Consider the following 24,178-nt stretch of genomic DNA (forward strand, 5'->3'; position numbering starts at 1 on the left):
GATCTTCAGTTCCATAACAGAACGACTCCAAATAATCTCTTGTAATTGTGCGGCCATAGTTGGGGGGATTCTTGGATCTTCAATCTCAAATGAATTCAGATATTGAAAACGGGACGTCCCATAGAGAATATCGGATTGGGTAGCTTCTCGTTTGCCTAGTTGTTGGCGTAAGCTTATTAAACTACTCTTAATAGAAGTAGTTCTCAATTTGATTTGAAATTTTTTCAAGAGTTCCTGACCCCCTTTCCTAAGCAAGGAAGAATCGAGTAGCATTGGGCGTAAAAGTATATAGGAGTAACAAAATCGCAACCCATCGTTCATCCTTATATTTAGAGCGGCGAAGAATCTAATGTATCTGAATAAATTAAAACAATAAATGTTTTCATTTCTTTCATTTTTATTTGATTAAAAGGGGTTTGTTGGTATAGTTTATTTTTTTATATCAAAAATCGACGCATGTACTTCTATAAGTATGTTATCATAGATACTTCTGGATACTATCCATTCTTAGCTTGTGTGGATAATCAACAAGTGCTGGAGCATTGGTCTTTGCCAGTCGGTCCAGATCTTGGAATTGTTTTAGAGTTTCTTTTTAAAAGTAAAAATCTCTCTTTTCAGGGAGTTGCTGTGGCTCTAGGTCCAGGAAACTTTTCTGCAACACGGATAGGGATTTCTTTCGCTCAAGGATTGGCAATGGCAAAGAATGTGCCTTTGCTAGGATATAGCTCTTTGGAAGGATACTTATTATCTAAAGATGAAAAAAAGGCTTTAATGCTTCCTTTGGGGAAACGTGGAGGCGTCCTGACTTTAAGCTCTGAGATTCCTGAAGAGGGCTTGAATGAAAAAAGGAGAGGGGTGGGGCCGGGAGCTTTGCTCTCTTATGAAGAGGCCTCTGATTACTGCGTTGCTCATGGATATTATCATGTGATTTCTCCTAATCCGCAGCTCTTTGCGAGCAGTTTTTCTGATAAGATCACCGTAGAAGAAGTTGCTCCTTCGGTAGAACAGATCCGCAGGCACGTGATTTCTCAATTCATGTTTGTAGAATATGACAAGCAGCTCTCTCCTGATTACCGTAGCTATTCATGTATTTTTTGATTTGTATTTTCTAAATATTTTTTACATTGTTGCTTCCGAATCGATTCAACTATCCCTTGAAGCCTAATAGAAGTAGTGGTACAATCGAGGCTCTTCTAAAAGACATAGTAAAAAGATTATTATTGTGTTTATAGAAGGCCAGAGATTTGTTATTTATTGCGTAATAATAAGGTAATGCATGCCCAGTGTTAAAGTTCGAGTTGGAGAGCCTGTAGATCGTGCTCTGCGCATCTTAAAAAAGAAAATAGATAAAGAAGGGATTTTAAAAGCTGCTAAATCCCATCGCTTTTATGACAAGCCTTCTGTCAAGAAACGAGCTAAATCTAAGGCTGCGGCTAAGTATCGTAGTCGTTAATTGGCAATGTCGTATTCGTTGGTAGTGTTTCAGGTATGGATTATTATTCAATTTTAGGCATTTCTAAAACTGCTTCCGCAGAAGAAATTAAAAAAGCCTATCGCAAATTAGCTGTTAAATATCATCCGGATAAAAATCCTGGGGATGCTGCAGCGGAAAAACGCTTCAAAGAAGTTTCCGAAGCTTATGAAGTTCTCAGTGATCCTCAGAAGCGCGACTCTTACGATCGTTTCGGTAAGGACGGTCCTTTTGCTGGAGCCGGTGGCTTTGGTGGCGCTGGAGGCATGGGGAACATGGAAGATGCCTTGCGCACTTTCATGGGAGCCTTTGGCGGAGAGTTCGGAGGTGGAAGCTTCTTTGATGGTCTTTTTGGTGGGCTTGGTGAAGCTTTTGGAATGCGCTCAGATCCTGCAGGCGCTCGTCAAGGAGCCAGTAAGAAAGTTCATATTAATTTGACTTTTGAAGAAGCAGCTCATGGTGTTGAGAAGGAACTTGTAGTTTCTGGATATAAATCTTGTGAAACCTGTTCTGGTCAAGGAGCTGTAAACCCTCAAGGGATTAAATCCTGCGAACGTTGCAAAGGTTCGGGACAAGTGGTACAGAGTCGTGGATTTTTCTCCATGGCCTCTACATGTCCAGAATGCGGTGGCGAAGGCCGTATTATCACAGACCCTTGTTCTTCATGTCGCGGCCAAGGAAGAGTTAAAGATAAACGTAGTGTCCATGTGCATATCCCCGCAGGTGTGGATTCTGGAATGCGCTTGAAGATGGAAGGCTATGGAGATGCAGGCCAAAATGGAGCTCCCTCCGGAGATCTCTATGTCTTTATTGATGTAGAGTCTCATCCCGTATTTGAGCGTCGTGGAGATGACTTGATCCTAGAGCTTCCCATTGGTTTTGTAGATGCTGCTCTCGGTATGAAGAAAGAAATTCCTACGTTATTGAAGACAGAAGGATCGTGTCGTCTTACGGTTCCTGAAGGAATTCAAAGTGGAACCATTTTAAAAGTAAGAAATCAGGGCTTTCCTAATGTTCATGGGAAAGGTCGTGGAGATCTTTTAGTTCGCATTTCTGTAGAAACTCCTCAAAATTTATCAGAAGAGCAAAAAGAACTTTTACGTACTTTTGCTTCTACAGAAAAAGCAGAGAACTTTCCTAAGAAGCGTAGCTTTTTAGATAAAATCAAAGGTTTTTTTTCTGACTTCACAGTATAAGAAGGAGAAAAGACCGACTTTAGCTGAGAGAGATCCATGGGAGTAGTACAAAATCAAGTTATTTCTTCTATAAGAGATGTTTTAAAGCTAGTCTGGGAATTGCGGTTCGCAGAGCATAAGATGCTTCTCCTCTCTAGGCAGAGCGGCTCGGGCGGCACATTTCAGTTGTCTTGTGCAGGTCATGAGCTTGCCGGCGTTCTTGCTGGTAAAAGTCTCATTCCTGGTAAAGACTGGTCCTTCCCTTATTATAGAGATCAAGGGTTCCCTATAGGCTTGGGTTGTGATCTCTCTGAGATCTTTGCTTCGTTTCTAGCTCGTACAACTCCAAATCATTCCTCTGCGAGGATGATGCCTTATCACTATTCTCATAAAAAATTGCGTATTTGCTGTCAGTCCAGTGTTGTAGGAACACAGTTTTTACAAGCCGCAGGTCGTGCTTGGGCTGTCAAGCACTCGTCAGCTGATGAAGTTGTCTATGTTTCTGGAGGCGATGGAGCTACATCTCAGGGTGAATTCCATGAAATGTTGAACTTTGTAGCACTACACCAACTGCCTTTAATCACTGTAATCCAAAATAATCATTGGGCAATTTCTGTTCCTTTTGAAGACCAATGTGGAGCCGACCTTGCCAGCTTGGGTCGTTGCCATCAAGGATTAGCTGTCTATGAGGTAGATGGAGGCAACTATACTTCTCTTACAGAAACTTTTTCTCATGCCGTAGATCAAGCGCGTCAACATTCGGTGCCTGCATTGATTTTAATCGATGTGGTTCGCTTGAGCTCTCATAGCAATTCCGATAATCAGGAAAAATACCGCTCCGCTTTAGACCTGAAACTATCCATGGATAAGGATCCCTTAATCCTTCTAGAGAAAGAGGCTATCAATGTTTTTGGTCTGTCTCCCTTTGAAATCGAGGAGATCAAGGCTGAAGCTCAAGAAGAAGTTCGAAAATCTTGTGAGATTGCTGAAGCTCTTCCTTTTCCCTCTAAGGGATCTACAAGCCATGAAGTCTTCTCTCCTTATACCGAGACTCTCATTGATTATGAGAATTCTGAAAGCGCTCAGAATTTGCGTAACTCTGAACCTAAAGTGATGCGTGATGCTATCTCCGAAGCCCTTGTAGAAGAGATGACTCGAGATTCTGGAGTCATTGTCTTTGGTGAGGATGTCGCTGGAGATAAAGGAGGAGTCTTCGGTGTCACCAGGAATTTGACAGAAAAATTCGGACCACAACGGTGTTTCAATTCTCCCTTAGCTGAAGCAACCATTATAGGAACCGCCATAGGCATGGCCTTAGACGGGATTCATAAGCCTGTCGTTGAGATTCAGTTCGCAGATTATATTTGGCCGGGGATCAATCAGCTATTTTCTGAGGCCTCTAGCATCTACTATCGTTCAGCTGGCGAATGGGAAGTTCCTCTGGTAATACGAGCCCCTTCAGGAGGCTATATCCAGGGAGGACCGTACCATTCGCAAAGTATAGAAGGGTTCCTAGCACACTGTCCTGGAATTAAAGTTGCCTATCCTTCTAATGCTGCTGATGCTAAAGCTTTGCTAAAGGCAGCGATTCGAGACCCGAATCCAGTAGTGTTTTTGGAGCATAAGGCCCTCTATCAAAGGCGTATTTTTAGTGCCTGCCCAGTTTTTTCTCATGACTATGTTCTGCCTTTCGGCAAGGCCGCTATTGTTCATCCCGGGAAAGATCTCACGATAGTTTCTTGGGGAATGCCTCTGGTATTGAGTTTAGAGGTTGCTCAGGAATTAGCCTCTCGGGGGATTTCCATAGAAGTTATAGATTTGCGTACTATGGTGCCTTGTGACTTCGCTACGGTTCTAAAATCCTTAGAGAAAACCGGAAGGTTGTTGGTGATTCACGAGGCTTCAGAGTTTTGTGGCTTTGGCAGTGAGCTTGTCGCTACTATGTCGGAACAAGGATACGCTTATTTAGATGCTCCTATCCGTCGTCTTGGTGGGCTTCATGCTCCCGTTCCCTACTCTAAGGTTCTTGAAAACGAAGTGCTTCCTCATAAGGAGTCTATTTTACAAGCCGCGAAAAGTCTCGCAGAATTCTAGGCGATTCTCCAGCTTCTTTCTAGGCCGGGATTTTAATTCAAAAAGAGAGCCCGACACGCTGTTTGTAGAGGTACTTGGGAGATGCTATTTACTGAAACATTAGAGAGTGCGTACTCTTCTTTGGATGCTAATAAAATGCGCACGGATTCTAAAAGAGCAAGATGGCAACAACTCTCCCATGTAGTAAATTCCTCTTGATCTGCGCTGAGGTTATTTAATCCAAAAACTTCTAACTGTACACTTTCAAGATTGTGCTCAATACAGATATCAAAGCATTGCAAATAAGCCAGTACTAAATTAGTAAATGCCTCTTTCATACTAAAATCTTTCAATGTAATTGCGCGGCGCATTTTTTCCTTAATGAGAGTTTCTAATGTAGGGGGATTGATAACAATCAGATGAGAGGTGTACAGTTGCGCGCCCTCTTCTACATCCCAAGGGCCAGAAACGCATGAACCTATAGGCAAGTGTTTTTCTGGAGTGGGAATGTTGTTTTTGATCTTTTCCCAGCAGCTCCTTTGTAAACATGTTGTAACAGCAAACGCTCTTCCTAATGTTGTGGAGAAATCCATGCTAGAATGTGAAGAGATAACAACAGCCCCTGATTTTTTATTTAGAATTTTATCATGAGAAAAATGTCCTTTAAAGCAGTGAAAACGGAATCCAGATTTTTCTTTAGATCTCAGGAGAATACTTGCTAGCTTGTTGGAATACTTACGATCTTCGGGTCTGGTTTCTGGATCTAGAGAGAATAGCTGCTTGAGTAACGAAAAACAAGCCTTAGGATCATACGTAGAGGGATAATGTATATCAGGATTGCAGGTCAGTTTTGTTCTATCGACTTTAGGTAGAGTTGGAGGTAAGGGTATTCCTGGAGCTGGCGCGGGTATTTCTGGAGTTAGTGTGGGTGCTCTTAGAGTTGGTGAGGGTGGAGGAGTGGGGAGTGGCTCAGGAATCTTAGGTTTTTCTAGGTAGTGTATAAAATACAACAACGTAAAAGCAATAAAGACTGCGGTAAGTATGAATAGAGGCACGGTGATCTCTAGGGAACACCCTAGGCAAATGGCAAAAACTCCCCCTAGGCAAGATAGGAATGCTAAAATGGCAAAAGCAATTGCGTTGACTATTGAAGATGGAGTTTCTTTCTTGCGTTGAGGTTTAAAAGGTGCCTGCGTGGGGATTGTAGGGATATGGTCAGGAGAAGAATCTGGATCCGGAACAGGCGGTGTCTTCTGGGATACAATAGAGGAGTCGGGTAAAGATGGAGTCGATATTTCCGCCATAAGAATTCCCCTACAAGTTGTTGGCAATAAAAAATTTACTTAATTTTAATATAAAAACAAATCAGAAAAACAAAGATTATTTTGATTTGTCATTAGAATATTGTTGTTTTATAGGGTTTCGATGAAGCGATAAGAAGTCGCAGAAATTGATGCATAGGGGGAGACGTTTGTGCGTAAAATTCCAATGAAGAATAAAATAAGAGAAGCTAAGGTAAGCATCCAAGGAGGGACAGGAGCAAAGGAAAGAGTCTTTAGGATATTGGGGTTGTGTAGCCAAGGATGTGAGAGGAATCCCTGGATAAGCGCTTCGGTGATAGGGGAGCAACATGGCAAGATGATTGTTGCAATGAGGAAAACAATGATGGGGAGAATGGTAAAAGGAACAATGAGATTATAGAGGAGACCCTCAAGGGGTAAGCTCCCAAAGTACTGCATGATTGGCAGAACAATAAAGAGTTGTGCCGATAGTGAAATTGCCAAAGTCATGGCAAGATAGCGGATAGGATACAACCAAAATGGAGAGAGAAACTGAGTCCAAGGGGTGTAGAGAAAGGAAAAGATCTTCGGGAAAAAGAGTAGAATCCCCAACGTCGCTAAGAAGCTTAAAACAAAGGTAGGAGAGAAGGGCGAAAAAAAGATAGAACATAAAATAAAGCCTGCGCCTAGACGATTTAGCCCCGAACAGGACCCAGAAAAACACCATGAAAAACAAAGTAGGGTTACGGAGATCCAAGAGCGCCATACCGAGAGAGACATAGGGAAAATACAGGCTAGAGAAGTCAGAACAATGAAGCTTAAGATTTTTTTGATTTTTAAAGGAAGAAGAGCACAGAGCATCCAGAGAGTAGTAGCACACAGAGAGAAATGCCAGCCCGAGATAGCAAAGAGATGAGATAACCCTTTTTGTCTGAAGAGGTCTCTGAGATTTTGAGGAAGGGGAGTTCCTAGCAGAAGACTCGAAGCAAAGGGGCCTACCTCAGAAGAGGGAAACCTATGGTTCAGGAAATGGCAGCTAGATTCTCGGCATTTCTCTTTCATGATATAGAACCTAGACCTAGGAATTTCTTTGTAGCAAGCATTAGACTTAAAAACAATTTGAGATGTATGATGTAGTGTCCCTTCGAGCTCGTAAACCTTTTTAAGCTCTAAACGGGATTCTGATAGAATTTGACACGAGAGGTGGTGGGCTCTTTTCCCACAGGGCGTCTGAATACAAAGAGCTTCTCCGTAGTAGGTTCCTTGCCCCCCTGCGTGGTGAATCACAAAAGTCCCTGATATAGGGCCGTCATGGAGGAATGGCGCAGGAGTTAACATCAAAGAAATGATCCAAGCACTTGCTAAAGGGAGCCATTGTTTAGGGTTGCGAGGAAGGAACATTCCTAAGAAAATAAGAATCAGAGCACTACATTCTGGGTGGCCACGGGATGTGATGCCAGCAAGCCAATAGAGCCCACATAAGAAAATAGGATGTCTTTGTTGGAAGCACTCACAAGAGGCGCGTAATCGAATGAGCCAAGAGCTTATGGGATAGCGAAAGAAAAAAGATGAAAAAACCTGACAACGATTCCACATTTGATGTTCGCTCTTTCTTTCCCTTCGATGTGTTATGTATAGAGCAGTTGCGCAAGGAAATGTCTTGGGAAGTGGTTTCAGCGAAGATCCCGCGTCTTCCTCGAGGGTGGTACGAGCTCATGGGACTATCAAAAGAAGATCGTATAGATTTTTGCTTAGACTTCTGGTGTTCCGTACTAGGGATTGAGCATAAAGAATCTCCAAGTATTTGTCGTTTTTTTTCTTTACTAGAGACCATTGAAGTTTACATCTATCGCTTGGAAAAAGAACCTTATCAACTAAAGATGTTTTATGTATTCCGTGATGGTCGTTGTGGGTTTCAAGGAGAGCCTCCTCTTCTAGATTTTTTAGGGCATCATAGGCTGCCTCCTTTAGGGGACCGCCATTACGAGAAATTTTTCTCTATTCATAATGGATTCGGGAAATGGGAGGATGAGGGGATTTTCCCCATGAGGTCTTTAGCAAAGGTACAACAAAAATTACGTCAGCAGCTCGTTGTAATGAATAAGATGCAGGCGGAAGATAATTGTTATTCTTTAGGTATCTTTCCTTTTTATGGCTATGAAGAGCCTTTTGCTTATCAGAGTTTCTTTTTTGATCCTGAAATACGCAGAGACCTTCCTTCTCCGAATGTGTTGTTAAATGAAGAGAGCTTGGAGCATCGAAGCTTAGAAACTATTGAGTTGTTGCATCTGTCTAAGAGCTATTATCCTTCTTTCCTCTCGTGGTTGGAGAACTATCTACATAGTGAGGAGGTGTATAATGAATGAGCCTACTCGCACTTATCTAGAAAGTGAGAAAGATACACAAGATCAGATCGAAGAGCTCCAGGCAACTTGTATAGTTAAGAATGCAGCAGGAATCCATGTGCGTCCTGCAGGTGTTATTGTTCGACTCTTTGATGGAGAGCCTTGTGATGTGCATTTCACCTACGCAGGTAAAACGATAAATGCAAAGAGTATCATGAGTATTCTTATGTTGGGAGCTCCACAAGGAGGAGAGATTCTTGTGACTATTAGAAGCAAAGAAGCTCATCGTATCTTACAAAAGATACAAGATGCGTTTAGTTCCGGTTTTGGAGAACTATAAATGGATACACAGTCCTCTATAGGTAACGAAGAATGGCGTATTGCAGGAACCTCTATAGTTTCTGGGATGGCCTTAGGTAAAGTATTTTTTTTGGGAACATCCCCCTTGCATGTTCGTGAGCTGACTCTACCTCAAGAAGAAGTCGAACATGAAATACATCGTTATTATAAAGCTTTGAATCGCTCGAAGTCTGATATCGTAGCTTTAGAACAGGAAGTTACGGGACAGCAAGGCCTTCAAGAGGTTTCCTCTATCCTACAAGCACACTTGGAGATTATGAAAGACCCTCTCCTTACGGAGGAGGTGGTCAATACTATCCGTAAGGATCGTAAAAATGCAGAATATGTCTTTTCTTCAGTCATGGGTAAAATAGAAGAGTCGTTAACAGCAGTCCGCGGGATGCCTTCTGTTGTAGATCGTGTTCAAGATATCCATGATATCTCCAATAGAGTTATCGGCCATCTGTGTTGCCAACATAAGAGTTCTTTAGGAGAATCTGATCAGAATTTGATCATATTCTCTGAGGAATTGACCCCCTCAGAAGTCGCCAGTGCTAACTCTGCCTATATCCGAGGGTTTGTCTCATTAGTGGGAGCAGCCACATCACATACAGCTATCGTCTCGCGAGCAAAGAGCATTCCCTATCTTGCTAATATCTCCGAGGAGCTTTGGAACATCGCAAAGCGATATAATGGCAAGTTAGTCTTAATCGACGGTTATCGTGGAGAGCTAATCTTTAATCCTAAACCAGCGACTCTACAAAGCTGCTATAAAAAAGAGCTTTCCGTGGTTGCCCATACCTCTCAGAGATTAGTAAGAAAGTCCCTACACCCGATTGTTTCTTCGCATGCAGGCAGTGATAAGGACGTAGAAGATCTATTAGAGAACTTCCCTCAAACCTCCATAGGCCTCTTTCGTTCTGAGTTTTTAGCTGTAATTTTAGGACGCCTACCTACACTAAGAGAGCAAGTAGATCTTTACGAGAAGCTCGCACGTTTTCCTGGAGATTCGCCCTCAGTACTGCGCCTCTTTGATTTTGGTGAAGACAAACCTTGTCCTGGAATAAAAAATAAGAAAGAACGTTCTATACGATGGTTGCTAGACTATAGTGTGATTCTTGAGGATCAGCTCCAAGCAATTGCTAAAGCCTCTTTGCAAGGCTCCATAAAGGTTCTCATTCCAGGAGTGTCTGACGTTTCTGAGATTATAGAAGTCAAAAAGAAATGGGAGACCATCCAGACGAGGTTCCCTAAAGGCCATAAGGTTTCTTGGGGGACTATGATAGAATTTCCTTCTGCAGTTTGGATGATTGAAGAGATCCTTCCTGAATGTGATTTTCTCTCTATAGGGACGAATGACCTTGTCCAATATACTTTGGGAATTTCCAGGGAATCCGCTCTTCCTAAACATCTAAATGTAACTTTGCCCCCAGCAGTGATCCGCATGATTCACCATGTACTTCAAGCTGCGAAGCAAAATCAGGTTCCTGTTAGCATTTGTGGAGAGGCCGCAGGGCAGCTCAGTCTGACTCCTTTATTTATAGGCCTAGGAGTTCAAGAGCTCTCAGTAGCTATGCCTGTAATCAATAGACTTCGCAATCATATCGCCCTGCTAGAGTTGAACTCCTGCCTTGAAATTACAGAAGCCCTTTTACAAGCTAAAACATGCTCTGAAGTTGAAGAACTTTTAAATAGAAACAACAAAATCACATCATAAAAATTCCATTATACTTTTTTTATATAAAGATCTTTTATGATGTATAAAGTTTGTAAAAACTGTGTTTTCTAGTCGTGCCAATGTGCAATAGGAAAAAATACCAACTCCACGGCGGATCTCTAGTTCTAGAAAGGCATTGTGGAACGCATAAGAGACATTTCTTGATCCATCTGCTCTTTTGCAAGTTTGAATGCAGCACGGAACAAGTCTTCAATGACTTCTGGATCTTCAGGGTCTAAGCACGTAGGTTGTACTTTTACTGAAATTAAGTCACACTTTCCGTTGATGACAACAGAGACAAGACCGTTGCCAGCTTGCCCTTCGTAACGCTTTTCTAATAGTGAGGCCTCCATTTCTAGGAATTGCTGTTCCATAATTTTAGCTTCTTTTTTTTTCTTAGCGTATCCGCTGCCCATGCTTATCTATCCTTAGGTGAAATATTGATCTTTCCTCTCATGAAATTTTCTAAGAGGTTCTTGCTTATTGTCTTAAAATTCCTGAAAATTCTACAACAGCAAACTGTAATAATGTGTCTACAGCTGCAGATTTTATTGAAGCTGAGCTTTTAACTTCTACAGATATAATTTTACCTTCCGCAGCAGGTTGATTTTTTTTCTCTAAAAAACTCTGTTCTTTGTAGGTGGGCTGAGGTTGAGGAGCTGATACTTGCTGCGTCAAGGTGGGCTCCTTAATATTGCGAAGCCCTTCAAACTGCCGACTCTTAATAGAAGAGATCAACTCTGATAAAACAGGCCTTTGATAAATGCGAATGATATGAATGATGACGGTTTCTAAAAATGTCTGTTCGAAGATGGTATTTTGTAGGTGCTTAGCAGATTCTCCAAGGAAATCTATGATTTCTAGAAGCTGCTCCGTCTTATACTGAGAGCTGAACTTGCTTGTTGTAGAATTCGTAAGAAGAAGATTACGATAAAATAATGTAAGGTCATGGAGAAATGTGACAGGTGCTACCCCAGAATTTAAGAAGTCCGTTACGATCCCTAAGGCTGTCGCATAGTCCCTTTGAAGAATCGCATTGTCTAAAGTCCGGAGAGAATCTTGGGAAGCAAAGCCTAAAGCTTGGGCAACCGTGTCGGGAGAGAGAGATTTAGGAAATAAAGATATTACGTAGTCATAAAGAGATTCTGCATCACGCAAGCTTCCTTGTGCTGCACGGGCGATCGGCGCCAATGCTTCTTGCGACGCCTCAATATGGTCATCTTGAGCCATAAGCGATAGCTTCTCCAGGATCGTTTTTTCAGGAATCCTTTGAAGATGCATTTTTTGACAACGACTTAAAATAGTTCCGGGAATTTTATGGATTTCTGTAGTTGCAAAGAAAAATTTTACATGTTGTGGAGGCTCTTCTAAAGTCTTCAATAAAGCATTGAAGGCTTCCTTAGTGAGCATATGAACTTCATCTATGATATAAATTTTAAACTTTGCTTTTACAGGAGTGAATAATACAGTTTCATTAATTTGACGGATATCTTCGATACCACGGTGGGAGGCTCCGTCAATTTCTAAAACGTCTAAAGAGGATCCTGAAGCAATCTCTTTACAAGAAAAACACTGGTTGCAGGGCTCGCCATCCTCGCTAAGATGCACGCAGTTCAGAGCTTTTGCTAAAATGCGAGCTAGTGTGGTTTTCCCTGTACCACGAATTCCAGAAAATAGATAGGCGTGGGCGGCTCGGTTGAAGACCAAGGCATTTTTTAATACAGCGACAACAGAGCTCTGACCTAGAATTTCTCGAAAGATTTGTGGACGGTACTTTCTAGAGGATGCTTGGTAGGGTTGTAGAGTCATTGTATAACCAAGAGAATGTGTATAGAAAGCTCATTTTCTCATTTAAGAGATTTTTTCTTGAAGACCTTTTCTGATTTTCATAAGAAAATTCTTTTCGCAGAGATGGAATGATTTTCCTTCTAAAATAGAATTTGTGAATTCTTCTTTAGAAGGAAAATGAATCTCTTTGAATAAAATACTATATATTAGTAGCTTAGTGGGTTTAACTTATGTGTTTGATCGCGATGGCACCACAGATTCATAATGCAAGTACCTCTATCACCACAGCTACCCCCCTCCCCAACACTCTGTAGGGTCGATTTCTTCTCGATATAAACTTCGCGTTTTAGCGATTACTTTTTTAGTTCTTGGTGTGCTTTTACTGATTTCAGGAGCTCTCTTTTTGACGTTGGGGATACCAGGACTCACTGCAGGGGTCTCTTTTGGATTAGGTATAGGTCTCTCTGCGTTAGGAGGAGTGCTTGTTGTCTCAGGACTACTATGCCTTCTAGTAAAACGAGAGGTTTCGAAAGTATGTCCCGAGGAGATTCCGGCAGTACAACCAGAAGAGACTCCTGAAGGGGTTCCTGTGACTCCATTTGAGAAGCCAGCTCTAGATGAAGCCCAGAAGGAGCAGAAGACTCAGAAAATTTTAGATCAGCTGCCTCAAGAATTGGATCAGTTAGATAGGTATATTCAGGAAGTGTTCGCATGTTTAGGACCGCTGAAAGATCTTAAGTACGAAGATCAAGGTTTTTTACAAGACGTCAAGGAGGAGTTTCAAGTTTTTGACTTTGTTCAAAAAGATATGATTGCGGAGTTTGTAGAGCTACAGCAGATTCTATGTCAAGAAGGGAGGTTGCTAGAGTTCGTAATCAATCAGACACGATATATAGGAAGAGATCTTTTTAAAAGAGAGGATAGTTTATATAAATTATGGGAATGGCTTGGGTATTTACCTTCTGGGGATGTTCGAGGGGAGCGGTTAAAGAAATCTGCTCGTGAGGTTGTGGATCGCTTTATGAGAACGACTTGTAACATACGGAAGATAGCCATGACTTTTGATAGGCATGTTTATAGTGTGGCGAAGACGGCCTTTGAAAAGGCATTTGGAGCCTTGGAGACGTGTGTGTATGAGAGTATGAGAGAGAGTTATAGAGAGGCATTTTGTGAGTATGAGAAGGCGAAGCTGCTTGGGGATGAGGAGAAGAGTGCACATGCCGAGCAAAGGTTTCAGGATATAAAGAACCGTTGGGAGGATGTAAAGGATGCATTCTTTTGGGTAAAAGAAGATGGGAAGATTGAAATTGATGATGCAATTGGAAACAGTTGTAAATGGAGTGAGCGTTATGAAGAGCACAGGATTACTCGAGCAAGATGGTATAAGGTCGCGGAGCATCAGTTGTTTAATGCGACTATGAGAGTGAAAGATTCGTTACGAGAGCATAATGAAGCAAGAGTCGCTTTTGAGAAGGAGAGATCTAAGGAGAATCAGAGGCAAGTCCAAAAAAAGAAAGAAAAGAGGTTGCGAGATTTAAAGGAATTGCATGATCAGGAGCTTCCGAGAGCACAGGAGAGGTTGAGAGAGCTGCAAGCTTTGTATCCTGAAATTGCAGTCTCTGTTGTAGAGGCCAGGAGAGAGGTAGCCTCTGATTTAGAGAAAGCTCATGAGAGTATTGACAAGCACTATCAAAGCTGTGTTCGAGAGCAAGAGCTCTACTGAGAAGAAGAAGAGAAACAGGAAGCGGAGTTTAGGGAGAACGGCACAAAGATTCGCTCTATGGAGGAGGTGTCTGAGTATCTTCAGCAAGTAGAAAATCAGTTGGAATCCTGTTCCAAGCGATTAACCAAGATGGAAACTTTTGCCTTAGGTGTGAGGTTGGAAGCTAAAGAAGAGATAGAGTCTATCATACTTTCTGATGTAGTGAACCGTTTTGAGGTTTTATGTAGAGATATTGAAGATATGCTATCTCGAGTCGAGGAGATAGAGCGGATGTTACGTATGGCGGAGCTTCCTCTACTTCCTATAAAAGAAGCGCTTACCAAGGCTTTTGTACAACATAACAGCTGTAAAGAGAAGTTAACCAAGGTAGAGCCTTACTTTAAAGAGAGCCCTGCATATCTAACTAGTGAAGAGCGATTGCAGAGTTTGAATCAGACTTTACAACGTGCGTACAAAGAGTCCCAAAAGGTTTCAGGTTTAGAATCGGAAGTGAGAGCCTGTCGAGAGCAGCTTAAAGATCAAGTAAGACAGTTTGAAACTCAAGGAGTGAGCTTGATAAAAGAAGAGATTCTCTTTGTGACTAGTACCTTTAGAACTAAATTTAGCTATCATTCATTTCGATTACATGTTCCTTGCATGAGGTTGTATGAGGAGTATTATGATGACATTGATCTAGAGAGAACTCGAGCTCGATGGATGGCGATGTCTGAGAGGTATAGAGATGCTTTTCAGGCATTCCAGGAGATGTTGAAGGAAGGCCTAGTTGAAGAAGCTCAGGCTCTTAGAGAAACCGAGTACTGGTTATATCGAGAGGAGAGAAAGAGTAAAAAGAAACATTGATTTGCGCTAAGCTAACAGCAGCGCAGCAGCGAGTTGCAGCATTTGAATCCATAGAAGTTCCTGAGATTCCTGAGGCCCCAGAAGAGAAACCGAGTTTGCTGGATAAAGCGCGTTCTTTATTTACCCGAGAAGATCGTTCTTAGAACCACTCTAGGAGTCTCTAGGCCCTGTTTTTTTAAATTCTTTGAATAAAATACTATATATTAGTGGCTGAGTTAGTTTAACTTATGTGTTTGATTCCGATAGCACCACAGATTCATAATGCAAGTACCTCTATCACCACAGCTACCCCCCCCCAGACCACTCTGTAGGGGCTTCTTTTTGTCTGTCTAAATTTCGTGTTTTAGCAATCACTTTTTTAGTTCTTGGTGTGCTTTTACTGATTTCAGGAGCTCTCTTTCTAACGTTGGGAGTTCCAGGACTTGCTGCAGGGCTCTCTTTTGGATTAGGCATCGGTCTCTCCGCATTAGGAGGCGTACTGGTTGTTTCAGGACTTCTATTCTTTCTCATAAGACGAGGGGTTTCGAAAGTTCGTCCAGAAGAGATTCCTGTGACTCCTTCCCATGAAGCCCAGAAGATTTTATGTCAGCTACCTCAGGAACTGGATCAGTTAGATACGTCTATTCAGGAAGTAGTCTCATGTTTAGGGAAACTGAAAGATCTTAAGTACGAAGATCAAGGGCTTTTAACAGAGGTACAGGAGAAACTTCGAGTTTTTGACTTTGTCAGGAAAGACATGGTGACAGAGTTTTTAGAGCTACAGCAGGTTGTGGCTCAAGAAGGACAATTTCTAGATTACCTAATCAATCAGGTGCAAAGCATATCACACAAACTTTTTGTACCTGATGTAAATATTGGAGCTCATTTAGCGGAGTTGTGTGGGTATTTACCTTCTGGTGATGTTCGAGTGGAGCGTTTAAAGAGATCTGCTCGTCAGGTTGTAGATCGCTTTATGAGGGTGACTTGTGACACGCGGAAGGTGGCAATGGCTTTTGACGAGAATGCCTGTGGAGTGGCAAAAAATGCCTTTGATAAGGCTTTTGGGGCATTAGAAGAGTGTGTGTATAAGAGTCTGACAGAGAGTTATAGAGAGGCATTTTATGAATATGAGAAGGCGAAGATCCTTAGGAATGAAGATGTAGAATGGCTGCAGGATAAGAATAAGAGCGCACGTGCTGAGCAGAGATTTAGGGAAGTCAAGGATCGTTGGGAGGACTTAAAGGAAACGGTCTTTTGGGTAAAAGAAAACGGTTGTATTGACCTAGAAGTGCTCACTGCAGTGGGTGGGTGGCCGGATCGTGGTCCAGAGCATCTTATTCCTGAAAAAAGAAGGAATAAGGTAATGAGCCATAAATTATGGGAGGCGACTATGCGAATGAAGGGAGCAGAAGGAACGTATAGTGTAGCAAGAGTCGCCTTTGAAAAGGATGGATCTAGAAAGAATCAGAAGAAATTCCAAGAAAAGACAAAAGAGTGGTTGCGATGTTTAAAGGATTTGCATGATCAGGAGTGTCATCGTGCACGGGAGAGATTGGCAGAACTTGAAGCTTTGTATCCTGAGGTTTCAGTCTCTGTAGTAGAGACGGAGAGAGAGACAAAATTTAAATTAGAGACTGCTTATGGGAATCTCGAAGAGCGCTATCAGAGCGTTGTGCGAGATCAGGAGGACTACTGGAAAGAAGAAGAAAACAAGGAAGCAGAGTTTAGGGAAAAAGGAACAAAGGTTCGCTCTCCAGAGGAGGTGGTAGAGTATCTTCAGATCTTAGAAAATCTGTTGGAAGACTGTTCTAAGCAATTAACTATAGCGGAAGTGGTTGTCTTAGGTGTAGAGCTGGAAGCTACAGCAGAGTTCGAGTATACCATACTCTCTGGTGCAGCGAATCGTCTTAAGGTTTTATGTGAAGATATTGAGGACATCCTGCCTCGAGTCGAAGAAATAGAAATCATGCTACGTATAGCAGAGCTTCCATTCCTTCCTATAAAGCAAGCATTTACTAAGGCCTTTTTACAATATAACAGCTGTAAAGATAAGTTAGCAAAGGTGGAGCCCTACTGTCAGGAGAGCGTGGACTATAGAAGAAACAAAGAGCGGTTTCAGAGTTTGAATCAGGATTTACAAAATGTATACCAAGAGTGCCAGAAGGCTACAGGTTTAGAATCGGAAGTGAGTGCATATAGAGATCATCTTAGAGAGCAGATCACAGAGTTTGAAACTCAAGGGCTGGACGTGATAAAAGAAGAACTTCTTTTTGTGAGTAGTACTCTCAAAAGTAAATTGAGCTATGATCCATTAATAGCAGACATTCCCTGTATGAAGTTTTATGAGGAGTATTATGATGGCATTGATAAAGCGAGAGTTCAATCCCGATGGCTGGAGAAGTCTGAGAGGTATAGAAAGGCGAAGAAGGGATTCCAAGAGATGCTGAAGGAAGGCCTATTCAAAGAAGATCAGGCTTTGAAAAAAGCAGAGTATAGATTACTTCGAGAGAAGAGAATGAATAAGGAGAAGCTTTTGATTTGCAATAAGATAGAAGCAGCTCAGCAGCGAGTCCAAGAATTTGGACCCTCGGATTCATAATGAAAAATGACATATCGGCTCTTCTCCCTCTGATATTTCAGGAGTCTCAAGCAATGTTTTTCGCCTAGTGCTCTATTTTGTCTAAATTTTAGAGAGGAAGGTCGCAGCTGAAGGCTTTCATTTGTAGACATTTTATAGAAAAATCAGAAAAATACCTTTAGAAAAAATAAGAACACTTTCATCTTAAAGTGACTATAGTGGGATTTTTTAGATTTGTTTTAGAAGGCATTTTAACGATGTATCATTTTCAAAAGATTCGCATGACACTTACAACTCAGGGATTTGTTCTTAATAAATCTTTAAGGAAGGATTATGAACTGTGGTTTGTCTATGGATCATGTCCAGAATCTAAGGTAAAACTACAGACTTCCTCTCATAAATGGTTGTGAGACGAAGTTTTCTAAGTGTGTGGTTAGATAGATGAAAGAACTTAGACATGAATCCTATAACCGTGCATTACATAAGCTAAGCCATCAATGGGTTCGCTACTTTCTCTATACTTTCGTATCGTGTTCCTTCATAGTCGCCATATTTACTTTTGCATGGTTAAAGGTCCTCTATGTTCCCGAATATAAGGCTGGTGAGATCTCACGTATTTCTCTGACAGCTCCTATGGATTTTTCTTTAAGTTGGAGCGCTCATAAATTTTATAAACGTACTGCCCACATTTCAGAAGCCTTTGGGAAGGTCTATCATCTTACACTCTCTCCCGGTAGTCTCCTCAGCAAAGAGGGGAACGCCGATGAAAACACTGACTATTGGTTTAAAAAAGCAGCTGATTTTTTGTTGTCTACCAACTTTGTCGATAGTTCAACTCAAAAATGTCTTAAGGACTTGTGTATATATCCTCCTTTATTGGGGAAAGAAAAGAAAACCTTAGAAATCAATATCAACTCGAATAAAGGGAATGTTATTGCTCAGTGCTTCTGCCACTTAAAAATTTTTCTTATACAAGAAAATTGTCCCCAGCCCTGTTTTGATGCAATCATGGATATTTTGAAGATCGCCAACTTCGAAGTGGCCGTGGATAAGGAAATGTCAGGTTGTGTGAAAGGAGAGCTTCTCGGAAAACGTTGCATTGAGAAAATTACCAAGGGCACACCTATATTAGAAAAGTATCAGAGAATCGATGATCGGGATGCTAAAATTCTAAAGCAGCTTCGAGCGCAACTCCTTTCAGTGCATACCTTATTTTCCTGTAGATCCTTATGGGGGGCTATTTTTGTAGTTTTACTCATACTTCTATGGGGCTACGGTGCTTTGAAAGCCCTGTGTCCTGAGATGTTGAAATCTCCCCAGCGCTTTATGCTCTATATTGCGATTCTAACTCTTTCGTTGCTGTGGTGCAGAGGGACAGAAATCTTTTGCGCCTATTGGGTTTCCTATCTATCTTACCCACCGATTTTACCATTTACAGCTGTACTCCTGGGATATTTTCTAGGTCTTCCCATAGCAGGATTTTCCTGTACGTTTCTTGCCCTTCTCTACACCTTGGGATCCGATCTTTGGAATAATAGTTGGTTTCTATCTATAAACCTACTTTGTTCTTGGAGAATCTTAGTGAGCTTACATCGCGTCAGTCGCCTTTCTTCGGTGTTTTGGGCGTGTATGAAACTTGGAGGCGTAGCTATGGGAAGCCTGCTCATGTTTCGGATATTTACAAATACAATATCAAGAGAAGCCCTATATGCTGATGGGATCGAAAGCTTCGTTTATAGTCTGATCACCGCAATCAGCGTTGTTGCTTTGATCCCTGTCTTCGAGGCTTCTTTCGGAGCTTCTACAAACTTTTCGCTCCTCACCTATTTATCTCCCGAAAACGCATTGCTGAAGCGTCTTTTCAAAGAAGCTCCAGGTACCTACCAGCATTCCGTATTAGTTGGAAGCTTAGCAGAAGCTGCAGCTCAAGCTATAGGTGCAGATAGCCTCTATTGCTTGGTTGCAGCTCATTACCATGATATCGGGAAACTGATTAATCCAGGATTTTTCAGTGAAAATCAAAAAATCTTACAACAATCTGGTCATTCGCTATCCCCATTAGAGTGCGCTAAGATGATTATGCGCCATATTCCTGAAGGGGTGAATCTTGCTAGGCAGGCAGGGCTTCCTGAGTCTTTTATCCAGGTGATAGAAGAGCATCACGGAACCTCTGTGATCCGCTCAGCATACTACAGCCATATGGTAGAGAACCCTTCTACAGGGAGCTTTGATGAGGAATTATTCCGATATTCTGGAAATAAACCCTCCTCTAAAGAAACTACAATCATTATGATCGCGGATTCTTTTGAAGCAGCCTCGCGATCTCTAAAAAATGCCAGTCTTCCAGATCTCCAAAGACTCATCGATCAGATTATCCAAGGGAAGTTACAAGACGGTCAGTTTTCTTGTTCTCCAGTTACGTTAGATGAACTCGCTTTGATTAGCAAGAGCATGGTGCAAACCCTCTACGGAGCTCTACATTCTCGGATGAAATACCCTGAAATATCGTATCAAATTTCTATGGATTCCTGCCCCAAACCCTCTATAGGAGGAACTTAGTTCTCTAGATTACGTGGCGTTTGATTTCCAGCAAATGTGCTTTGAAATATAATTTTTTATGCTCTCATATGTAGAAAGAGAAAAAAGCATTAGAATGCCAAGAAGCAGTAGCGACAAAACGACCAAAATGAGAATAGGGACTAAAATTCCCAGTCCTCCTAGGATGGAAATGCAAATTAGGCCGTATCCGTTTACGAAGGCCTCGACACACTCTTTCTGTTCGCAAGAAAGCGAAGGCGAGTACCCGATCTGAACTGTAGTCCGATCTAGGGATTTTTTTATTTGATAAGCACGGACCAAACCCGCAATTGGTACTAGACTCACAAATATCAAAAACACGTTCGAAAAGCAGTCTAAACTAAAGGGTTTTTCATCCACCCAAATAGCACGGCTTTTTTTCTGGAATAGTTTGTTTGAGTCCTTGTGAGTGTGACCTGGGATATATATCGTGTTTCCTGTCAATATTTTGTCATAGTAAGGTTGATGTAGCATAGTAAGCCAAAAAATTTCTTGATAGATAACTAGCAGGTAAACGATATTCCTTCTTTTCTCTTTCAGTCAATGGTATTTTTTATAAGTCACTAAGAATAAAAACTCATAAAGATGGTCTAGCTTCGCTTTGCTTATTTTTAACTTCTACAGTGTCTAAAGGGGAAGAAATGTAGTAAAAGACTACAAATGAGACATGCAATTACGCCAAGGTGTTATTTAGCAACAATAAATTTGTAACAGTATCAGAGGACACTGATTGACGCAAAGCAAAGCAACAAAGGCGAAATGGCAACATGATTAACTGAAAAAGCACAGAAATAAGTAGGATAGCTAGGAGCAGAAGAAATATAGGGAGAAGGATTCCACATCCACCAAGAATTCCAGCGGTCTTTATAGAGCTTGTCAGTCTAGATGACATCCTACATAGCGCATTTTTGCAGTTAGTAGAGGGGAGATAGCCTAAGTTAGCCTTGACATTCTCGTCATTCCAGTTTGTTTGATGCTTTGCATATCTCATTGCAAGAAATATTCCGAGAATGGGAAACCATGAGACCTATATACATCCAGGAGTGCTCCCGAGTAGTCATGCTCAGGATGTTAGCAGATCTACAGTTTACCCCAGTCGAAGTTTTATCATGAGACGTATGCTCATGGGCTGGAATTTCAATCGTGTTCCCTCGAAGAGCTCCGAGCAGTTAATGGATGGTCATCGCATACCTCTTATATTTTTTGGGAAGCATCATCCTACTATATCTATTTTAAATGTCAATAGATTTTCTTGGCTCTCCATTTTTTACAATGGAGAAAGGGGGTTTTGAGAAGAAAACCAAACTCACCATACAGATTAAAGTACAACAAAATCTAAGGAAGACCAGTTTGTATTTTAGCAGCATCATAGAAATACTTGATGGTTTATGAGAGCTATATAGGAGGACCCTCTATCCACATAGTGTCTCCAGATTCAGGTAGTCTCTCCTGCGATTCTATGAAAAGCGAGGGGAGAGTTATGAGGAGTGGCAGTGTATAGGGGTAAATAACTGTTTCCATTTACCTGCGTGATCCTTGGCTGTAATTGCTAAGGATCCTTGTAGGGCATGGTATGGAGGAGGAAGTTCTATACTATAAGCATGATGCAGGTGAAGTCTTAAACTCGCAGCTTTCGCAAGAACAATAGCATCATAATGACCACGGTGGAGCTGATCCAGCCTCTCTTCAATAGTGCCTCGAATATCCAAGATCTGTCCTTGAGGAAACAGTTGTTTTAGTACTGCACTTCGACGTAGAGAAGAACTCCCTAGCCGGGGACTCAAGGGTAGGGGCTCATGAACATAGTGGTCAGCATACACTAACAGGTCTGCAGGATGTAGACATCGTGTTATGGCAACTACAGGAAGAGAGGGAGTCTCAGGAAGATCCTTAGCAGAGTGTATCGCCAGATCGCAGACTCCTTTATGGACTAAGGCATCGACGCCATCAGTGAAAAAATAAGAGTTTTCTACAAGATGTAAGGGGATTTTCTTCTCACGATCCCCAGTAGTCTCTGTAGTGCTTAACTGGAACCAAAGTTTGGGATACCACGAGCGCAGCAAAGAAATACACTCATGTACTTGAGCTTTCGCTAAATTTGAATTTCTAGAAGCAATACGAAGGGGGCGCTTGCCCTGACAGAAATCACTTAAACAGGGGTCAGAGTAACAGACGGATAGCATCTTTTATTGTTTTCACTCCTTGTAAACGAAAGTTTTCTCGAATTTCCTTGGGAAGAGATGAAATTTGACCCTCAGGAAGAATTGCACCTTCAAATCCCATGAGTTTTCCCTCTTTAATGCGTCTCTCTAAATGAGCCACATGACGGATTTCTCCTCCAAGACCTACCTCTCCAATTACAATGGAATTGTTAGGTAACAGGCGGTTGTATAGCGAGGAAGCAACGGCAAGTAGAGCCCCCAAGTCCGCAGCAGGCTCTATAATCTTTAAACCCCCCGTAATGGATAGGAAGACATCCATGGTAAATAGTTTGACTTGAGCCCTTTTTTCTAATACAGCTAAAAGTAAAGAAAAGCGATTCGGATCGAATCCCGCAGTCTTCCTTACTGGATTAGCAAAGGGAGACGAAGAGACCAAAGCCTGCAGCTCGATAAGAAGAGCCCCAGAGCCTTCTATAATAGGAATGATCATAGACCCTGTCGTTGGCCCCGTCTTTTCCTGAAGGAAAAGTCCTGAAGGGTTGCTAACCTCTTTGAGACCATCTGCATGCATCGAGAGAATCAATAGTTCATTTGTAGGGCCAAAGCGATTTTTCACAGAGCGAATCATACGGTAATTCGCATGGGAATTCCCCTCAAAGTAAAGTACAGTATCTACAAGATGTTCCAATACCCTAGGACCTGCGATCTCTCCAGATTTTGTCACGTGGCCGATAATAAATGTCGTGATCTGCGCACTTTTAGCAATCTGCATTAGTTCATAAGTAACTTCTCGGACCTGAGCTACCGATCCTGGTGCAGAGTTTAGCGTGGGGTTAAATATAATCTGAATGGAATCAATAATTAAAATATCAGGTTCCAAAGTCGCTATTTGCTGCTTGATATTGTCCAAGTTTGTTTCAGGAAATAAATAAATCAAAGGTGATGAGATATTGAGACGCTTCGCTCTCAAAGACGTCTGCGTTACAGATTCTTCACCACAAACATAAAGAACTTTATACTTTTGCGATGCCAATCTCTCCGCAGTTTGAAGAAGGAGTGTCGACTTTCCAATGCCGGGATCCCCACCAAGAAGAGTGAGGCTTCCACGAACAACCCCTCCTCCAAGGATGCGATCCCACCCCGCATGATCAATAAATATCCGAGATTCATTCTCTAATTCGATAGAGCTTAATGCAATCGCACTCGTAGAAGATCGCGACGAAGTCCCAGATCGAGCCTGGGGGACATATTCTTCAACCAAAGAGTTCCAGTTGTGGCAGCCTGGACATTGCCCTAACCATTTAGGAGCAGTAGCTCCACATTGATTACACGTCCATTGTGTTTTGGTTTTTGTTGCCATACGTATCTAGTGCCTGTTGTGCTGCAATTTTTTCTGCTTCCTTTTTGGATGACGCATTTCCCTCTCCCCAAACCTCTTGATTCACAAGAACCTGGATCTGGTAACTGACATTTCCTTGAGCATCCGTAACTGCCGTGGATTGATATACCGGAAGAACGCGAAACTGCTTTTGTGTGAACTGCTGAAGAAGGTTCTTAGGATTGCCAGACATTAAAGGAAGAATTTCTTCTCTAGGAGGAAGGAGGGGAACCGTAAGTTTCCTAGCTGGAGAAAGACCCCCATCCAAATACACAGCACCTAAAATAGATTCAAATAGATTGGCATAGGCAGAAAGACGTCCTCGCTCACTCTGGATTTTTTCCCCTTTTCCTATAAGAAGATAATCCCCAATCCCTAGCACGGTTGTATAACGACAGCACGCTTTTGCATTCACTAAAGAAGCCCGTGCCGTGGATAGAGTTCCCTCATCCATCGAAGGAAAGAGAAGAAAAAGATGCTCAGTAACAATGAGACCAAGGACAGCATCTCCTAAAAATTCTAAACGCTCACTATCTTCAATTTGCACCGCCGACTCGTTTTTATATGAGGGGTGAGTCAGCGCTATTTCTAAGAGCTTAGGTTGTGTAAATGTAAAATTTAACTTAGCTTCAATAGCCGTGATGTCTATAGGGGGATGCATAGATAGGAGGGCGCCGTCCTTAAACTTAGAGTTGGGAATTTTTATAGGCGGAAAAAAGCTTAAAGTCTATAGTGCTTTTGGATTTGTTATCT

The 24,178-nt window shown here is 41.9% G+C and carries 17 protein-coding genes and 1 pseudogene; 11 read left to right on the plus strand and 7 right to left on the minus strand.

All coding sequences use genetic code 11. The features are described from left to right. The first annotated feature begins 456 nt into the window (after positions 1-456). The 4 genes from CPB_RS00160 to CPB_RS00175 all read left to right on the plus strand — a co-directional run bounded on the left by CPB_RS00160 (position 457) and on the right by CPB_RS00175 (position 4,740). A complete protein-coding gene (locus tag CPB_RS00160) occupies positions 457-1,098 on the plus strand; it encodes a tRNA threonylcarbamoyladenosine biosynthesis protein TsaB (RefSeq protein ID WP_010882680.1) in 642 nt (213 codons plus the stop codon). Positions 1,099-1,276: 178 nt separating this feature from the next. Further along, positions 1,277-1,453: a 30S ribosomal protein S21 gene (rpsU, locus tag CPB_RS00165; RefSeq protein WP_010882681.1), complete on the plus strand. Its 177-nt coding sequence runs from the start codon at positions 1,277-1,279 to the stop codon at positions 1,451-1,453. Between the two features lie 35 nt (positions 1,454-1,488). Then, on the plus strand, positions 1,489-2,667 hold the full coding sequence (gene dnaJ, locus CPB_RS00170; protein WP_010882682.1) for a molecular chaperone DnaJ: 1,179 nt from the start codon (positions 1,489-1,491) through the stop codon (positions 2,665-2,667). A gap of 36 nt (positions 2,668-2,703) precedes the next feature. Beyond that, a complete protein-coding gene (locus CPB_RS00175; RefSeq protein WP_010882683.1) occupies positions 2,704-4,740 on the plus strand; it encodes a dehydrogenase E1 component subunit alpha/beta in 2,037 nt (678 codons plus the stop codon). Positions 4,741-4,772: 32 nt separating this feature from the next. Here CPB_RS00175 and CPB_RS00180 read toward each other — a convergent pair whose 3' ends face one another. Continuing rightward, entirely contained in the window at positions 4,773-6,023 is a 1,251-nt protein-coding gene (locus CPB_RS00180; RefSeq protein ID WP_011126049.1) for a hypothetical protein, read from the minus strand. Between the two features lie 108 nt (positions 6,024-6,131). Further along, on the minus strand, positions 6,132-7,595 hold the full coding sequence (locus tag CPB_RS00185) for a ComEC/Rec2 family competence protein (RefSeq protein ID WP_010882685.1): 1,464 nt from the start codon (positions 7,593-7,595) through the stop codon (positions 6,132-6,134). On the opposite strand from CPB_RS00185, the gene CPB_RS00190 reads away from it, so the two are divergent. The 3 genes from CPB_RS00190 to ptsP are packed head-to-tail and all read left to right on the plus strand — an operon-like array spanning position 7,568 to position 10,400. Next, positions 7,568-8,365 carry a hypothetical protein gene (locus tag CPB_RS00190; protein WP_010882686.1) on the plus strand — a complete coding sequence of 266 codons (798 nt, stop codon included), beginning with the start codon at positions 7,568-7,570 and terminating at the stop codon, positions 8,363-8,365. The two genes, CPB_RS00185 and CPB_RS00190, sit on opposite strands and share 28 nt — an antisense overlap. Continuing rightward, on the plus strand, positions 8,358-8,684 hold the full coding sequence (locus CPB_RS00195; protein WP_010882687.1) for an HPr family phosphocarrier protein: 327 nt from the start codon (positions 8,358-8,360) through the stop codon (positions 8,682-8,684). Before CPB_RS00190 ends, CPB_RS00195 begins: the two co-directional genes overlap by 8 nt. Continuing rightward, positions 8,685-10,400, plus strand: a complete 1,716-nt coding sequence (gene ptsP, locus CPB_RS00200) for a phosphoenolpyruvate--protein phosphotransferase (RefSeq protein WP_011126050.1) — start codon at positions 8,685-8,687, stop codon at positions 10,398-10,400. It begins immediately after the preceding gene. A gap of 125 nt (positions 10,401-10,525) precedes the next feature. Here ptsP and CPB_RS00205 read toward each other — a convergent pair whose 3' ends face one another. Together CPB_RS00205 and dnaX are read right to left on the minus strand one after the other, a co-directional pair. After that, on the minus strand, positions 10,526-10,816 hold the full coding sequence (locus tag CPB_RS00205; RefSeq protein ID WP_010882689.1) for a YbaB/EbfC family nucleoid-associated protein: 291 nt from the start codon (positions 10,814-10,816) through the stop codon (positions 10,526-10,528). Positions 10,817-10,880: 64 nt separating this feature from the next. Beyond that, the gene (gene dnaX / locus CPB_RS00210; RefSeq protein ID WP_010882690.1) at positions 10,881-12,209 is read right to left on the minus strand and encodes a DNA polymerase III subunit gamma/tau; all 1,329 of its coding nucleotides are present in this window, start codon (positions 12,207-12,209) and stop codon (positions 10,881-10,883) included. Positions 12,210-12,996: 787 nt separating this feature from the next. Between dnaX and CPB_RS05785 the strand changes: the two are divergent. The 4 genes and pseudogenes from CPB_RS05785 to CPB_RS00235 all read left to right on the plus strand — a co-directional run bounded on the left by CPB_RS05785 (position 12,997) and on the right by CPB_RS00235 (position 19,867). Then, positions 12,997-14,751, plus strand: a pseudogene (locus CPB_RS05785) (DUF1978 domain-containing protein). Continuing rightward, on the plus strand, positions 14,748-14,894 hold the full coding sequence (locus CPB_RS05655; RefSeq protein WP_010892160.1) for a hypothetical protein: 147 nt from the start codon (positions 14,748-14,750) through the stop codon (positions 14,892-14,894). The pseudogene CPB_RS05785 and the gene CPB_RS05655 overlap by 4 nt, the downstream one beginning before the upstream one ends. 227 nt (positions 14,895-15,121) lie before the next feature. Beyond that, positions 15,122-17,329, plus strand: a complete 2,208-nt coding sequence (locus CPB_RS00225) for a DUF1978 domain-containing protein (RefSeq protein WP_011126051.1) — start codon at positions 15,122-15,124, stop codon at positions 17,327-17,329. A gap of 420 nt (positions 17,330-17,749) precedes the next feature. Next, a complete protein-coding gene (locus tag CPB_RS00235) occupies positions 17,750-19,867 on the plus strand; it encodes an HD family phosphohydrolase (protein ID WP_011126052.1) in 2,118 nt (705 codons plus the stop codon). A 1,496-nt stretch (positions 19,868-21,363) separates the two neighbouring features. Here CPB_RS00235 and CPB_RS00255 read toward each other — a convergent pair. Genes CPB_RS00255 through rnc form a run of 3 tightly spaced genes read right to left on the minus strand, consistent with a single transcriptional unit; the run spans position 21,364 to position 24,086 of the window. Beyond that, positions 21,364-22,068, minus strand: a complete 705-nt coding sequence (locus tag CPB_RS00255) for a hydroxymethylbilane synthase (protein ID WP_010882702.1) — start codon at positions 22,066-22,068, stop codon at positions 21,364-21,366. Beyond that, positions 22,046-23,407, minus strand: a complete 1,362-nt coding sequence (gene radA, locus CPB_RS00260) for a DNA repair protein RadA (protein ID WP_010882703.1) — start codon at positions 23,405-23,407, stop codon at positions 22,046-22,048. Before radA ends, CPB_RS00255 begins: the two co-directional genes overlap by 23 nt. Continuing rightward, complete coding sequence (gene rnc, locus CPB_RS00265; protein WP_011126053.1) at positions 23,373-24,086, minus strand: ribonuclease III; 714 nt, start codon at positions 24,084-24,086, stop codon at positions 23,373-23,375. Before rnc ends, radA begins: the two co-directional genes overlap by 35 nt. Positions 24,087-24,178: the final 92 nt, after the last annotated feature.

The organism is Chlamydia pneumoniae TW-183, assembly GCF_000007205.1.
GTDB classification, from domain to species: Bacteria; Chlamydiota; Chlamydiia; order Chlamydiales; family Chlamydiaceae; genus Chlamydia; species Chlamydia pneumoniae.

Excerpts from the sequence above, each read along its gene's own strand:
- rpsU (WP_010882681.1), top strand. The coding sequence starts at position 1,277 with ATGCCCAGTGTTAAAGTTCGAGTTGGAGAGCCTGTAGATCGTGCTCTG.
- CPB_RS00205 (WP_010882689.1), bottom strand. The coding sequence starts at position 10,816 with ATGGGCAGCGGATACGCTAAGAAAAAAAAAGAAGCTAAAATTATGGAA.
- CPB_RS00255 (WP_010882702.1), bottom strand. The coding sequence starts at position 22,068 with ATGCTATCCGTCTGTTACTCTGACCCCTGTTTAAGTGATTTCTGTCAG.
- CPB_RS00235 (WP_011126052.1), top strand. The coding sequence starts at position 17,750 with ATGAAAGAACTTAGACATGAATCCTATAACCGTGCATTACATAAGCTA.
- CPB_RS00195 (WP_010882687.1), top strand. The coding sequence starts at position 8,358 with ATGAATGAGCCTACTCGCACTTATCTAGAAAGTGAGAAAGATACACAA.
- CPB_RS00190 (WP_010882686.1), top strand. The coding sequence starts at position 7,568 with ATGAAAAAACCTGACAACGATTCCACATTTGATGTTCGCTCTTTCTTT.
- dnaJ (WP_010882682.1), top strand. The coding sequence starts at position 1,489 with ATGGATTATTATTCAATTTTAGGCATTTCTAAAACTGCTTCCGCAGAA.
- dnaX (WP_010882690.1), bottom strand. The coding sequence starts at position 12,209 with ATGACTCTACAACCCTACCAAGCATCCTCTAGAAAGTACCGTCCACAA.
- CPB_RS00180 (WP_011126049.1), bottom strand. The coding sequence starts at position 6,023 with ATGGCGGAAATATCGACTCCATCTTTACCCGACTCCTCTATTGTATCC.
- CPB_RS00160 (WP_010882680.1), top strand. The coding sequence starts at position 457 with ATGTACTTCTATAAGTATGTTATCATAGATACTTCTGGATACTATCCA.
- rnc (WP_011126053.1), bottom strand. The coding sequence starts at position 24,086 with ATGCATCCCCCTATAGACATCACGGCTATTGAAGCTAAGTTAAATTTT.
- radA (WP_010882703.1), bottom strand. The coding sequence starts at position 23,407 with ATGGCAACAAAAACCAAAACACAATGGACGTGTAATCAATGTGGAGCT.
- CPB_RS00185 (WP_010882685.1), bottom strand. The coding sequence starts at position 7,595 with ATGTGGAATCGTTGTCAGGTTTTTTCATCTTTTTTCTTTCGCTATCCC.
- ptsP (WP_011126050.1), top strand. The coding sequence starts at position 8,685 with ATGGATACACAGTCCTCTATAGGTAACGAAGAATGGCGTATTGCAGGA.
- CPB_RS00175 (WP_010882683.1), top strand. The coding sequence starts at position 2,704 with ATGGGAGTAGTACAAAATCAAGTTATTTCTTCTATAAGAGATGTTTTA.